This window comes from Agrobacterium sp. lyk4-40-TYG-31, from assembly GCF_030209855.1.
GTDB classification, from domain to species: domain Bacteria; phylum Pseudomonadota; class Alphaproteobacteria; order Rhizobiales; family Rhizobiaceae; genus Agrobacterium; species Agrobacterium vaccinii.
On the sequence record NZ_JARVRE010000005.1, the window covers coordinates 1 to 12,903 of the forward strand.

Here is a 12,903-nt window from a genome sequence, read left to right on the forward strand (position 1 = left end):
GGCCCTGATCGAGCAGCTTGCGGAACATTTCAACGCCGGTAACCGTCGTCTTCGAGGTTGCCTTGATGCCGACGATTTCGACTTCTTCACCAACCTTGACGATACCGCGCTCAACGCGACCCGTCACAACCGTACCACGGCCAGAGATCGAGAACACGTCTTCGATTGGCATCAGGAACGGCTGGTCGATTGGACGCTCTGGCGTTGGGATGTAGGCGTCAACCTGAGCCATCAGCTCGCGGATGGCGTCTTCGCCGATCTTCTTGTCGCTGTCTTCAAGAGCAGCAAGAGCAGAACCCTTGACGATTGGAATATCGTCGCCTGGGAAGTCGTAGGACGACAGAAGTTCGCGAACTTCCAGTTCTACCAGTTCCAACAGTTCTGCGTCGTCAACCTGGTCAACCTTGTTGAGGAACACAACGATGGCAGGAACGCCAACCTGACGCGCCAGCAGGATGTGCTCGCGGGTCTGTGGCATTGGGCCGTCAGCAGCCGAGCAAACCAGGATCGCGCCGTCCATCTGGGCAGCACCGGTGATCATGTTCTTCACGTAGTCGGCGTGGCCGGGGCAGTCGACGTGCGCGTAGTGACGAGCAGGTGTTTCATACTCAACGTGGGCCGTCGAAATCGTGATACCGCGGGCCTTTTCTTCCGGTGCAGCGTCGATCTGGTCGTACGCCTTGAACTCGCCGAAGTACTTCGTGATCGCAGCAGTCAACGACGTCTTGCCGTGGTCAACGTGACCGATCGTGCCAATGTTGACGTGCGGCTTATTGCGCTCAAACTTGCTCTTTGCCATGTGAATTGCTTCCTGTGAACGTGAAGTCGTTTCCCCGGCGAACCGGTTTGGTGTCGCCGTTTAAGGCTTTGCACGCGAATGCGCAAGACTTAATTGCAAGTGTGTCTGTTGAGCCGGGAAAAGCGACGTGATGAGCCTCATATGGTGTGCATATTTCATATTATCAACGCCCGCTTACGTGGTTGATCAACGCATTAAGGGACACGCACTCTTTACGAAGATGTGATTCATGACATATTGACAGCAGGATTAGCCTGTGGGGACAGGCCGCCGGCTGCCTTGATGCCGGTACTCACACATCGCCTTTGACGCCGTTTTCTCCCACGGCACCCATTCGAATCCGCTTCGGGATCTACCATGGAAATTTTTACTGCTGCCGGTTTTACGGCATTTCTTCAGGTCATCGCGATCGACCTCGTTCTTGCGGGCGATAATGCCATCGTCATCGGCCTTGCCGCTGCCGGCCTCCCCGCAGAACTTCGCCGCAAGGCTATTCTCGTCGGTATCATCGCTGCCACCGTTCTGCGCATCGCTTTTGCTGCCGTGACGGTACAATTGCTCGCCATTGTCGGCTTGCAGCTGTTCGGTGGACTTCTTCTCGCATGGGTTTGCTGGAAGATGTGGACCGAGCTGCGTTCGCAAAGCAACAATGCAGACGGCCACGCCACCAATGACGATGCCGACCTGACGAAGGGAAACAAAACCTTCTTCCAGGCGGCGGTTCAAATCGTCATCGCCGACGTATCGATGTCGCTGGATAACGTTCTGGCCGTGGCAGGTGCTGCGCAAGACCACATCACCGTTCTCATCATCGGCTTGATCTTCTCCATTGCCTTGATGGGCCTTGCCGCAAACTACGTCGCGAAGCTGCTGCATCGCTACCAGTGGATTTCCTATCTCGGCCTCGCCGTCATCGTCTATGTCGCGGGCAACATGCTTTATCACGGCTTCGTTGAGGTCTGGCCTTACGTGCAGCCCTACTTTAGCTAAGCTGATAGCATTGCCGCTTTTTGGAACCCGGAGATCATCAAAATCTCCGGGTTTTTTATTGCCCGACCCGACGCGAAATTATTTCCACGGCCAAATCACCACGGCACCGACCGCAAGTCGTAAAACTCGCCTACACCTTTTCATGATTGCAGTAAGCCACGGGCAAGCTTAGAGACCCATTACTTTAGATATAAGAAATAACTACAAAGGTTATCTGAACAATGGCTTATGACTGGTCCGGCGGACGTGTTCGCCGTTTTCGCCAACTTAAATTCGGCGTCGCTGTAAGCGCGGCTTTTCTCACGCTGCTTATGCTGGGAACGTTATACGTGACGCTATAAAGCCTGAACGCTCATGGCGTCGATATCGGCACGTTCACATTGGATGCATCTGCGGTGGATGAGGCTGGGCTATCGAAGACTACACCGCTGAACAGCGTCGCGACGCCATCGACGTGGCGATAACATTTTCCAATTTCGGTGATCTTTGCGAATCCGTCGCCCCGGCGCACGCGGTAAACCATCTCGAAGGCCTCACCGGCCAGGACGGAATTTTTGATACCTTCCGCGACATATAGTCGGTCGTCTTCGTGGATGATTGGCATCATGCGCTCTACCGGCAGACCACCATCCAGTTCTTCTGGCGTAAAACCCATGATTTTGGCGAAGACCTCATCCGCCCAAAAGAGGTTTTGCTGGACATCCCAGACATAAAATCCACCGAGGTTCATTGCGACATAGCGCTGAATGGGTGTGTTATCAGGCATTCTCAATCCAGGGTTTACTCTAAACCGCGAAACCACCTTATGCGGTATCAGAGGACCGCACAATAAGGCAAAACTGTGTTTTCGCTCAAACAGAGTGATTGCAGAATGGTTCCACGCAGATAATTGATTTCTATCAATTCCGCTGGTCACGACCAAATGTCGTGCCAAAGCAAGCAGAAAGCCACAAACTGAAGTGTGTGGCGTACCGGTACACTGCTTGGTGGAGATGGAGCGGGTAGCGGGAATCGAACCCGCGTATTCAGCTTGGAAGGCTGCTGCTCTACCATTGAGCTATACCCGCGGTGGTGGTTTCGATCCGTGCAGAATGGTGGAGGAAGTTGGATTTGAACCAACGTAGGCTGAGCCAACGGATTTACAGTCCGTCCCCTTTAACCACTCGGGCATTCCTCCAGTATTCTACGAGGATCAAGCGACCAAGCTTCGTCAGATTTCCGGCCCGGCGTGTTGCCGTTTCGTCGTCTGTGGCCGCGTATATGACTGCCCTCGCCGCGTCTGTCAACACGATGTGTGTCGAAAAATCACGAAAAATTCGAACAGAGTCATAGGCCTGTGGATTACCGCAGTATCCTGGGTAAGAGAGCCTCAACTTTCACCATGACAGTCGGTAAAAAGGGAAAACGACGTGCAGCACTATAGAGAAAGGAAAGTGCGTCGGGCGTTTGAGGGTACTGGTGCGGAAGCAGCGCTGGAGATATAAGGCCCCATGAGCAAAGACGATCCCAACGAAAAATCCACCCGCGACACCCACTATGCAACGCTGCGCCGCCAGGTGCGCGATGCCAAGAGAGAACGTGGCGAAATTCCAACGCCAGCTTTCCAGAAGCGCAAGCCGAAAGGCGGCGAGGACTGGAAGGCACCGCAACTGGCGCCTGATCAGGTGCATCTTTATGGCCTGCACACGGTGCGCGCCGCCTTGGCAAACAAGGAACGGCAGATCGTCAAACTGTCCGTCACCTTGAATGCGCTGGCGCGTCTGGAAATCGGCACCGCGGAAGAACAGCCTTTCCCCGTCGAGATGGTTTCGCCGCAGGATATCGACAAGGTTCTGGGCCCCGACGCCATCCATCAGGGCGTGATGCTGGAAACGAAGCCGCTGCCCGTTCGCAGGCTTTCCGCACTCAAAGACAGTCCCCTCATTCTGGTGCTGGATCAGGTCACGGACCCGCACAATGTCGGTGCGATCATGCGCTCCGCCGTTGCCTTCAACGCGGGCGCATTGATCACCACCATGCGCCATAGCCCAACGGAATCAGGTGTGCTGGCCAAATCGGCCTCCGGTGCGTTGGAATTGATTCCCTATATTCAGATCACCAACCTTGCAGACGCTCTAGGTGAGCTTCACAAGCTGGGCTTCACCTCCATCGGCCTCGATTCGGAAGGCCCCGCGCCACTTGAGCAAACATTTCAGGGCGAGAAGATCGCTCTGGTGCTGGGGGCCGAAGGCAAGGGACTGCGGCAGAAGACGCGCGAGACCGTTTCCGCGCTGGCACGACTCGATATGCCCGGCGAAATCAAATCGCTGAATGTCTCGAACGCCGCAGCCATCGCGCTTTACGCCACCCGCCAGTTTTTACCCAAAACCTGATTTTCTTTTCATCGCTGCATTTTCATAGGGAGCCACAATGCCAGAACAGATCAAGCCCACCGGTGAACTTACACTTCGCACGCTGGCAATGCCTGCAGATGCCAATCCGGCAGGCGATATTTTCGGCGGTTGGGTGATGTCTCAGATGGACTTGGCCAGCGGCATCAGGGCAGCTGAACGTGCCCGCTGTCGCGTGGTCACGGCGGCGGTCAAGGAAATGGCGTTCGAACTGCCAGTCAAAATCGGAGACACGCTCTCCATCTACACCGATATTTCCCGCGTCGGACGTACCTCGATAACACTGACCGTGGAAGCATGGGCCCAGCGTTCGCGTTACGACGCCCTGGAAAAGGTCACGGCAGGCACCTTTATCATGGTGGCGATGGACGACGAAGGAAAGCCAAGGCCCATCATCAGCGCCTGATGGACAGGAGCGCCGTGGCGGTCTGCCATGGCGCTCGCACTCACACCTTTAGGTAGGATGATGACCTGTCGAAGTTGAGGCCCGGGAATACGCCGTTGGTCAAAGCTTCACTGCCGACATCGAACTGGCGATAGAGCATGGCGGCGGCCAGTTCCCGCACATCACCCGTGGGCATCAGATCCCGATCATCAAGCAGCTTGCCATCGCCAAGTCCAGGCCAGTTGCCCAGCACCCGCCCACCATCGATACCGCCACCGGCCAGAATGGCAGCGCCACCGGTGCCGTGGTCGGTGCCCTCCGTGCCGTTCTCACGGGCAGTGCGTCCAAATTCCGTCATCGCCAGCACGACGGTTTTCTTCCAGACATCCGGGCCCAGCGCATCCTTGAGCGTTGTCAGTGCAATCGTCAGGTCTTTGACCGTGCGGGCAAACTGGCCTTTCTGGCCTGCATGGGTATCCCATCCATCCACCGAAAAGCTGGCGATGCGATAATCTTCCCGCAACAAACCACCGGCCAGCTTGGCGACATCGCGAATGCCCTGCCCGCGCTTTTCATCCTGAAACAGTTGCTCGGCGGACATGTCTGTGCGCAACGCTTCCGCCAGCACACGGTTGAAATCCGCATCATTGGCGTAGAGCCGCTTGAAAAACGCGACGTCATCCGCGCCCATCGTCATGTTGGATGTCGAAGCCCAGACATCCGCATCGTTCGGCCCGGAGAGAATGAGCTCCATGGACGTGTTGATATCGATTGCCTTTCGATCTTCGGATCGGGGAATGGCCGATAGCGCGCGATTGAGCCAGCCGGTTCGCTCGCCATGCACGTGCTCGGCACCGCTTTCCAGCATATCCTGGCCGTCGAAATGGCTGCGCTGGTCGCGGTAGGGCGTCGAAACGGCATGAATGAAGGCCAGCTCCTTCGCCTGCCAGAGCGGCATCAAGGCTTGGGCCGCCGGGTTGAGGCCGAAATGACCGTCGAGATCGATCAGGCCGGTGTCCGGCGTCAGCGCCAAAGTGGGACGAAAGCCCGCAAAAGCTGCATCGCCATAGGGCTGAACCAGATCCAGCCCATCCATAGCCCCACGCAAAACGATGGTCACGAACCGTTTCTCGCCAGGCATGGCGGCGAAACTTACCGGTGAAAACATTGGCACAGCAGCGGCGCAACAGGCGGTGGCCAGAAAACTGCGGCGGCTGATGATCATATCCTGAGAGAAGGCCATTATCCTATCTCCTGTTGAATTCGGGCGAAGACAGCGCCAGCGTCATGCCGCTCACACGGTTGGGAGCCTGACTGACGACGCGGATCGTATCGTCACGCGCCATATCGGCCATGGCCACCTCCAGAAGCCGTTTCGGCTCCATATCACCACCCAGTGACTGCGATGCTTTGCGGGCCCAGAAAATCCGCTCGCTCATCTGGCTGGGTGAAAGCCATGACGCCACACCCTCCTCAAAACCGGCGGGGCTTGGCGGTTGCCACACAGGCTGGCCCATGCGCCGCAGCGAAGCGAGCGTCAGCGTCCGTGCAAGGCTCTGCTTTGGCTTAGGCGGTTGCATGGGCCCGGTCGCAGACTTCATGTCGGTGGCAGGTTTGTCCATCGTCATCTGGTCGCCATCTGCCTTCATGGCAGCGGCGGCCTCATCCTTCACCGCTGCCGGCATGCTGGTTACGGACTGCGCGACATCTTCGTCACCGGCTGGAGACATGCGGCTCTGCCAGTTCTTTTGCGTTATGCCGAAGGCGCGCAGGCCCGAAACGACGTAATCGAATGGAAGCTTCATTTTACGCCCCGGTTCTGCCCAAGCCCTGGGGTGGTTCAGCATGGCGGCATAGACTTTGACGAGATGGCCGTTGCTTGCCTTCCACTCATCCACCATTGCCGTCAGCACATCGGCTGGCACGTCATCGGCGATGAAATGCGCTGCCAGTTTGCGACAGACGTGAATGGCGGTTTCCGGTCGCGTCGCCAGATCGTCCAGCATATCGAGACAATCATCGGCAGTGCGCTTATTTCCGCCATAGGACACGCCCAGCACCTTGATCTGGCCGGGTTCTGCCATGCCGGGGCGGAACAGCATTTCATTGCGGTCATCCACCGTCATACCCGTCAGAACAAGTGCGGCTGAGCGCACATCCGTCTGCGTATAGCCGCTGCCTGCACCCATGGTGTGGAGTTCGAGCAATTCACGACCGAGATTTTCGTTCAAGCCACGCTTGTTTTTTTCGGCAGCGGCTGATTCCGGTCCCGCCGAGCGGTTCTGGTCCAGATAAATCAGCATTGCGGGGTGCAGAACCGCGGCCTGTAGAAGATCGCGAAATGTACCTGCCAGATGAGGACGGATCGCTTCGACTTCATAAAGAGGGGTTATCAGCCGCATCGGCACCGCCTTGCGGGCATTGACCGAAAAATGGTCCACCCAGAAAGACGAGAGGCGTTCGTGGAAGCCATAGGGCGAAAACACCGCCTGCATGACCCGCGCCAGACTGTCCCGCTGGAAGCTTTGCTCGGCCTTCTGCTGTATGATCTTGCGGCCATCACGATCCAGCTCGCCACCGTTGTTGCGTGCACTGGTCGCGATCAGTCTATCAGCGAGATCGTCTGAGCGCTGGCGCGCCTCGAATGCGCCGCCCACGGGAAAGAACGCCTCCTTCAGAGGCGCGTCGGCAAGCTGTACCAATAGATCATCTGCATTCCGGTCGAGTACCTGGCCGGGCGAGAGCCCGTAACCATAGCGGATCGCCGCCATCGTTGGAGAAAAAGGAGCCATTTCAGCCACTCCTGCCAACTTGAAGATGGCAATGAAAATCCTCGCCAAATCGGGCAAAAAAGTTGCCGGATCATGGCATTTTCCCGACATGGACAATTTGTAATTCGCCGGCAGCATGGACCGGAAAGCCAGGAAAAGCGCACTCTGTCGCAGTGACAATGCGGAAAAACTGTGGCACGTCACGAAGCATGAGGTTCTTACGCAAGATCATGCAGGACAAAAGTTCGGCTGGCGCCATCGCCATGCTGGCTGTTCTGCTGTTTCTCCTGCAAGGCCTCGCCAATGGTGTAACCAACGGAAGCATGGCTGCCTTGGCACTGGAAGCGGATGGGATCATCTGTTCCAGTCATCTACCGGAAGGCATATCCGGCAAGCAGGACCCGGCGGGTAAACTGGCCAACAATTGCTGCGGCACGCTCTGCCGTCTGGCTTCTACATCTGCCGCTGCGCTACTGGTCACGCCAATCGAACTCATCGGCAACGATGCCTCAAAGGTTGAAATCACCTTCTTCGGCCATGCTGCTGCAAGCCCGCCCCTGACGATAAATCGGGATTCGCAACCGCGCGGACCTCCCTCTCTCCCGCAAATCTGAGAATCATCCGGCCAAACGCCGTTGCGCCACCGTGCCAGCGCGCTCGCCACCGTAACCTCATCGTCTTGCGGAGACATCCCATGTCCGTGACAGCTTCTTCCGAAGCGGTGCGCGCACCTGCGCAATCCTCTTCCATCAATCTCTATCGCGCCGTCTGGCGCTGGCATTTTTATGCCGGTCTTTTCGTTCTGCCCTTTTTGATTTCACTGGCTATCACCGGTGCACTGTATCTTTTCAAGGATGAGATCGACGGCGTTGTCCACGCCGATGTGAAGCGCATCGAAGCGGTGCAGAATGCCGCAAAGGCAAGCCCATCCACTATCATCGCATCGGCACTTGCTGCCGTTCCCGGCACCGCCGTCAAATACACGACCCCCACCGACCCAGGCGCTTCAACGGAGATCACCGTCAATACGGCGGAGGGCAAGCGGGCCGTTTACGTCAACACCTATACAGGCGAAACTCTGGGTTCCCTGCCGGATCGCGGCACCGTCATGTGGACCATCCGTTACATCCACAGCCTCAAATATTTCGGAACCTTCGCCCGTTATTTCATCGAGATCGCGGCTGGCTGGTCCATCCTTCTGGTGGCGACGGGCATCTATCTTTGGTGGCCCCGCAGGCAGACGGGCGGCGTCATCACCGTGCGCGGCACGCCGAAAAAGCGCGTCTTCTGGCGCGATACCCATGCTGTCACAGGCATATTCGTCGGCGTCTTCATTGTCTTCCTCGCCATCACCGGCATGCCATGGTCAGGCGTGTGGGGCGCCAAGGTCAATGAATGGGCCAACGGCAGCAATTTTGGATATCCGGCAGGTGTACGCACCGATATTCCCATGTCCGGGCAGCATCTGAACGACGTCGCGAAAACCTCATGGTCACTCGAGCAGGCGCAAATCCCGCAATCCAGCACTCATGACCACGGCCAGCATATGGACATGGCGAACGATATGGCACCGATGGACGACCAACCGTCCATGCCACCGATCGGCATCGACAAGGCCGTCGCACGCTTCAATGAACTCGGCCTTCAGCCCGGCTACACCGTGGCCCTGCCAACCGCGACCACCGGCGTCTATAGCGGCTCGGTCTACCCGGACGATCTGTCGAAACAGCGCGTCGTCCATCTCGATCAATATAGCGGCGAACCGCTGATCGACATGAGCTATGCCGATTACGGCCCACTCGGCAAAGGTCTGGAGTGGGGCATCAACGTCCATATGGGCCAGCAGTATGGCTTGGCCAACCAGATCATCCTCGCCCTCGCCTGTCTCGGCATCGTTCTCCTCGCGGTCTCCGGCGGCATCATGTGGTGGAAACGCCGCCCGAAGGGTTCTCTCGGCGTACCGCCACTGCCACAGGAAAAACGCGTGCTGCGTGGGTTGATCGCCCTGCTCGCCATTGGCGGCGTGATCTTTCCGTTGGTCGGCGTGAGTTTGCTGGTGATGCTGGTGCTTGATTTTGTGGTGCAGAAATTGAGCAAGCCTCAAGCCGCTTGAAATGGAGGCCGGGAGCAATCCCGGCACTTTGCCTTTATAGATCGAGGCGGCATCCTGTCAAAGCCGGATGGCCGTCTCGTCTTTCGCCGTCCTGATAACGATCATCGTAAAAAAGCGCGCGACATTGGTCTGATCACGGAAAAGCCTGTCGCAGAGTGCATCGAACTCCTCCATATCCCTCAAACGCAACATCAGGACCACATCCGTTTCACCAGTCACCGCATAGGCTTGTGAAACGGCCTCCTCTTTAGACGCGATGTCCAGAAAGCGGCGCATGTGCTGCTCGCCATGCAACTTCAGTTCCACCGTAACCAGCGCCTTGATACCACGCCCAGATTTAGCGGGATTGAGAATCGCGACAATACGGTCGATCACACCTGATTTCCGCAGCCGCTGCATACGACGCAGGCAACTGGAAGGTGATAGCCCAACCTCATCCGCCATATCGATATTCGTGCGCGACGCATCACGCTGCATCAAATTCAAAAGTTTGCGATCAATCCCGTCCATCGAGACAAAATATCCGAGTGGACTGAATTTGCAATAATATTGCAAAGAAATGCAATTTTTGACCACAAGTTCGAAACGGCTCGCGCTAGCAGATGGAGACCGACGAAGAGGAGTCCTCCATGAAATTTTTGACGCCGTTCTTGCAAAATACACGCGCCACACTTGCGATTTATTGGGTGCTTATTCGGATCACGATTCCTATTGCGATCATCACGGAAATTCTCTCACGCATGGGGGCGATCGAAGCGGTGTCGCCGGCGTTTGCGCCAATCATGAACCTGATCGGCTTGCCTTCCGAGTTGGGCTTGGCATGGCTGACAGCCATGCTCGTCGGCATATGGGGTGCTGTCCCGCTCATTTTCACGCTCCTTCCGGCGTCGTCGCTGAGTGTTGCGGACGTTACGGTATTCTCGGCGCTCATTCTATTTGCGCATGGACTGCCGATCGAGCAAAAGATCATTCAGCAAGCCGGTCCCGGCTTCGTCACCACAACGACACTGCGCATCGCGGGTGGTTTGCTCTATGCGTTTCTTCTGCATCATCTCTTGCAGGCCACCGGCTGGCTATCCGATCCCGTCAATTCGGCCTGGATACCGATGACCGCCACGCCCGACTGGGCCGTGTATTTTTGTGGTCTCCTGGAGACGATGATCTCCATGCTCGTCATTCTCTTCGCCCTGTCGTGGAGTCTCGAAATCCTCAAAGCGATAGGACTGATGAGGGTGATGATGACGGCTCTGGCACCCGTATTGCGTCTTGCTGGCATCAAGGGTGAAGCAAGCCATCTCACTACTATCGGCTTGTTCCTGGGCATTTCCTATGGCGCAGGTCTGCTCATCCGCGAAGCGCGATCCGGCGCGATATCGCCGCGCCAAATCTTTCTCTCCTGCATCTTTATGGGATTTGCGCACAGCGTGATCGAGGACACACTTCTGATGGTCTCGCTCGGTGCCGATATCTACAGCATTCTCATCGGACGTGTCGTATTTGCCGTGGTCGCGACGGCAGCGATTGCCGCTCTGCTTTACAGGCTGTCGGATAGAACATTTTTCGCACGCATCTTCAGACTGCACGCGAGAGAGGTGTGAAGCCACAGAGGATATCAGAGAGTCGGGAAAATCCCGGCTCTTTCAGACGTCATCCAAGCTAAACTCAAGGCATCATTCCACTCGATAGGACTTGCATACCCGCCCCTCTGGGGTGCGATACGTCCGAAACCCCATTGCCTCATAATAGGCCTGCCCCAGCGGATTATCCGCGCCGATGCTGGCGTCTATGTTCTCAAGCCCGGCGGCTTTTGCAGCCGCCAGCGTCGCGCGAAACAGGGCTGAACCAACGCCCTGACGGGCAGCGTTCGGGCTGACATGGGTTCCGATGATGCCCCAGCCCTGCTCGACACCATAGGGATTGCCAGCCGCCGTCGCCAATCTCAGCGACTGGAATCCGAGAATACGGCCATCATCATCGACAGCCACCGTGCACTGGATACGGTCATCCGGCGTAAGGTAGTTGGCCAGTACAGTCGCGACATCCGTTGGCGTCTTGCGCAGGCCTGCCGCAAAGATTTCGTTTTGCACGGCGGCCATGCCCTCGGCATCGTCTAACTCTGCGGAACGCACGATCATCTTCTATCCAATCAAAGCAACGGTCAGCTTTTCAAATCACACAGCTTGAGGAACTGACCCAATTCATTCTGCATATCGTCGAACTTGAAAAATGCGGAATGCCCATTTTCGCTGGCGAACTCGAGGTAGCCTTTTGCATCGCCCATCGCTTTCAGATGCTTCGCTGCAGCCGCGCCCTCGAAGCCGAGATACTCTGCGACACGCGTGTACTTTCTCTTTTCCGTCGTCTGGCCGTACATCATCGTAACATTTTGCGGCTGCGTCTGATTCCGGCCTACGCCGAAATCGACACCGATGGCGAACCCGTTTGGCTTTTCTTCTGGCACGCACATGAACATGACCATGATCTCACGACCGTCCCATGACGTGGCCTGCTGCGCGATACCGTTTGCGACCCTGCCACCGCTGCTGAACTGCGGCATTAGCGATGTCACGCCGGTTTCCCTGTTCTGCCGCTTGGATTGCTCAGAACCATTATCCGACGAGAAGTTCAGTGTTAATTCGCGCCAATCGTCGTAGCTATCCGCGAATTTCGCTAGATCAAACGGCGCACAGCGCAGAACGGCACGCCGCGCCGCTTCCGCATAGACTGCGAACGAGGGGTCCTCTGAATGATTGGCGACGACAACGGACTTCACCGATCCGTCCCGTTCAAGCTGAGCATTCAAAATCGGTAGGACCACCGGCGGTTCAGCCGCCACGGTCCAGCAGGACGCGATTTGCGGAGCAAGCGCGGCAGAAACGCGCGGATCTGGTTCCTTGGCCTGCGACTGACCTGCGAGAAACGCCATCAGGAAGGCAGCGGAAATTGCTGCGGTCCAATTGGAATTCATAACAACGCCCTGTTTAAGACTTGAAGAGGAACGACGCGCCGAATGCAATCAGGGCAAAGCCGATCGCGTGGTTTATCGTCAGGCTTTCCTTGAGGTAAAATACCGAGAACAGCGCGAAGACCGTCAGCGTAATGACTTCCTGCATCGTCTTCAACTGCGCTGTCGAATAGACCTCGGAGCCCATGCGGTTAGCCGGCACGGCAAGGCAATATTCGAAGAAGGCGATGCCCCAGCTGGTCAGGATGGCCATGAACAACAGGCTACCCTTATGCTTGAGGTGTCCATACCAGGCGAATGTCATGAAGACATTCGAAGCAATCAACATGACAACCGGCCAGATGTGCGCAGGGGTGATGGAAAAAGGCATGACAGACCTTTGAAATTGGGAGGGAATAATCTCGCAAGAGGGGAACCTGTTCCGGCTTGCGGCGTATTGCTTAGCGCAGGACGCAGCAAACGGGAACAGGATTTTTGACGCGCGCTTCAC

14 protein-coding genes and 2 tRNA genes are annotated in these 12,903 nt (G+C 56.7%); 6 read left to right on the top strand and 10 right to left on the bottom strand.

Annotated features, from left to right (window positions below; all coding sequences use genetic code 11):
* On the bottom strand, positions 1-799 hold a 799-nt coding region (locus QRN55_RS10280; RefSeq protein WP_284776635.1), incomplete at its 3' end, for an elongation factor Tu.
* Positions 800-1,156: 357 nt separating this feature from the next.
* On the opposite strand from QRN55_RS10280, the gene QRN55_RS10285 reads away from it, so the two are divergent.
* Positions 1,157-1,789: a TerC family protein gene (locus QRN55_RS10285; RefSeq protein ID WP_111839660.1), complete on the top strand. Its 633-nt coding sequence runs from the start codon at positions 1,157-1,159 to the stop codon at positions 1,787-1,789.
* Positions 1,790-2,141: 352 nt separating this feature from the next.
* Here QRN55_RS10285 and QRN55_RS10290 read toward each other — a convergent pair whose 3' ends face one another.
* The 3 genes from QRN55_RS10290 to QRN55_RS10300 form a co-directional block, all read right to left on the bottom strand.
* A complete protein-coding gene (locus QRN55_RS10290) occupies positions 2,142-2,555 on the bottom strand; it encodes a PAS domain-containing protein (RefSeq protein ID WP_112499229.1) in 414 nt (137 codons plus the stop codon).
* Between the two features lie 227 nt (positions 2,556-2,782).
* A tRNA-Gly gene (locus QRN55_RS10295) sits at positions 2,783-2,856 on the bottom strand.
* Positions 2,857-2,881: 25 nt separating this feature from the next.
* Positions 2,882-2,966: transfer RNA gene (locus tag QRN55_RS10300), tRNA-Tyr, on the bottom strand.
* 313 nt (positions 2,967-3,279) lie between these two features.
* On the opposite strand from QRN55_RS10300, the gene QRN55_RS10305 reads away from it, so the two are divergent.
* Complete coding sequence (locus QRN55_RS10305; protein ID WP_284776636.1) at positions 3,280-4,161, top strand: TrmH family RNA methyltransferase; 882 nt, start codon at positions 3,280-3,282, stop codon at positions 4,159-4,161.
* 37 nt (positions 4,162-4,198) lie between these two features.
* Positions 4,199-4,585, top strand: coding sequence for an acyl-CoA thioesterase (locus QRN55_RS10310; protein ID WP_111839663.1), 387 nt, complete (start codon positions 4,199-4,201; stop codon positions 4,583-4,585).
* 40 nt (positions 4,586-4,625) lie between these two features.
* Here QRN55_RS10310 and QRN55_RS10315 read toward each other — a convergent pair whose 3' ends face one another.
* Positions 4,626-5,807: a DUF1501 domain-containing protein gene (locus tag QRN55_RS10315; protein WP_284776637.1), complete on the bottom strand. Its 1,182-nt coding sequence runs from the start codon at positions 5,805-5,807 to the stop codon at positions 4,626-4,628.
* A gap of 4 nt (positions 5,808-5,811) precedes the next feature.
* Positions 5,812-7,356, bottom strand: a complete 1,545-nt coding sequence (locus QRN55_RS10320; RefSeq protein WP_284776638.1) for a DUF1800 domain-containing protein — start codon at positions 7,354-7,356, stop codon at positions 5,812-5,814.
* A 188-nt stretch (positions 7,357-7,544) separates the two neighbouring features.
* Between QRN55_RS10320 and QRN55_RS10325 the strand changes: the two genes are divergently transcribed.
* Positions 7,545-7,949, top strand: coding sequence for a DUF2946 domain-containing protein (locus QRN55_RS10325; RefSeq protein ID WP_284776639.1), 405 nt, complete (start codon positions 7,545-7,547; stop codon positions 7,947-7,949).
* An 80-nt stretch (positions 7,950-8,029) separates the two neighbouring features.
* On the top strand, positions 8,030-9,448 hold the full coding sequence (locus QRN55_RS10330; RefSeq protein ID WP_284776640.1) for a PepSY-associated TM helix domain-containing protein: 1,419 nt from the start codon (positions 8,030-8,032) through the stop codon (positions 9,446-9,448).
* A gap of 57 nt (positions 9,449-9,505) precedes the next feature.
* On the opposite strand, the gene QRN55_RS10335 is transcribed toward QRN55_RS10330, so the two are convergent.
* Positions 9,506-9,958: an Lrp/AsnC family transcriptional regulator gene (locus QRN55_RS10335; protein WP_284777154.1), complete on the bottom strand. Its 453-nt coding sequence runs from the start codon at positions 9,956-9,958 to the stop codon at positions 9,506-9,508.
* Between the two features lie 119 nt (positions 9,959-10,077).
* Between QRN55_RS10335 and QRN55_RS10340 the strand changes: the two genes are divergently transcribed.
* Positions 10,078-11,046, top strand: a complete 969-nt coding sequence (locus QRN55_RS10340) for a nucleoside recognition domain-containing protein (protein ID WP_284776641.1) — start codon at positions 10,078-10,080, stop codon at positions 11,044-11,046.
* 72 nt (positions 11,047-11,118) lie between these two features.
* Here the strand turns inward: QRN55_RS10340 and QRN55_RS10345 are convergent, their stop codons facing one another.
* Genes QRN55_RS10345 through QRN55_RS10355 form a run of 3 tightly spaced genes read right to left on the bottom strand, consistent with a single transcriptional unit; the run spans position 11,119 to position 12,783 of the window.
* Positions 11,119-11,583: a GNAT family N-acetyltransferase gene (locus tag QRN55_RS10345; protein WP_284776642.1), complete on the bottom strand. Its 465-nt coding sequence runs from the start codon at positions 11,581-11,583 to the stop codon at positions 11,119-11,121.
* 23 nt (positions 11,584-11,606) lie between these two features.
* Complete coding sequence (gene tolA / locus QRN55_RS10350; RefSeq protein ID WP_284777185.1) at positions 11,607-12,416, bottom strand: cell envelope integrity protein TolA; 810 nt, start codon at positions 12,414-12,416, stop codon at positions 11,607-11,609.
* 13 nt (positions 12,417-12,429) lie between these two features.
* Positions 12,430-12,783: a DMT family protein gene (locus QRN55_RS10355; protein WP_112499221.1), complete on the bottom strand. Its 354-nt coding sequence runs from the start codon at positions 12,781-12,783 to the stop codon at positions 12,430-12,432.
* Positions 12,784-12,903: the final 120 nt, after the last annotated feature.

Coding starts and splice junctions, on each gene's coding strand:
- QRN55_RS10310 (WP_111839663.1), top strand. CDS start 4,199: ATGCCAGAACAGATCAAGCCCACCGGTGAACTTACACTTCGCACGCTG.
- QRN55_RS10305 (WP_284776636.1), top strand. CDS start 3,280: ATGAGCAAAGACGATCCCAACGAAAAATCCACCCGCGACACCCACTAT.
- QRN55_RS10315 (WP_284776637.1), bottom strand. CDS start 5,807: ATGGCCTTCTCTCAGGATATGATCATCAGCCGCCGCAGTTTTCTGGCC.
- QRN55_RS10335 (WP_284777154.1), bottom strand. CDS start 9,958: ATGGACGGGATTGATCGCAAACTTTTGAATTTGATGCAGCGTGATGCG.
- QRN55_RS10330 (WP_284776640.1), top strand. CDS start 8,030: ATGTCCGTGACAGCTTCTTCCGAAGCGGTGCGCGCACCTGCGCAATCC.
- QRN55_RS10340 (WP_284776641.1), top strand. CDS start 10,078: ATGAAATTTTTGACGCCGTTCTTGCAAAATACACGCGCCACACTTGCG.
- QRN55_RS10285 (WP_111839660.1), top strand. CDS start 1,157: ATGGAAATTTTTACTGCTGCCGGTTTTACGGCATTTCTTCAGGTCATC.
- QRN55_RS10345 (WP_284776642.1), bottom strand. CDS start 11,583: ATGATCGTGCGTTCCGCAGAGTTAGACGATGCCGAGGGCATGGCCGCC.
- QRN55_RS10355 (WP_112499221.1), bottom strand. CDS start 12,783: ATGCCTTTTTCCATCACCCCTGCGCACATCTGGCCGGTTGTCATGTTG.
- QRN55_RS10320 (WP_284776638.1), bottom strand. CDS start 7,356: ATGGCTCCTTTTTCTCCAACGATGGCGGCGATCCGCTATGGTTACGGG.
- QRN55_RS10290 (WP_112499229.1), bottom strand. CDS start 2,555: ATGCCTGATAACACACCCATTCAGCGCTATGTCGCAATGAACCTCGGT.
- tolA (WP_284777185.1), bottom strand. CDS start 12,416: ATGAATTCCAATTGGACCGCAGCAATTTCCGCTGCCTTCCTGATGGCG.
- QRN55_RS10325 (WP_284776639.1), top strand. CDS start 7,545: ATGAGGTTCTTACGCAAGATCATGCAGGACAAAAGTTCGGCTGGCGCC.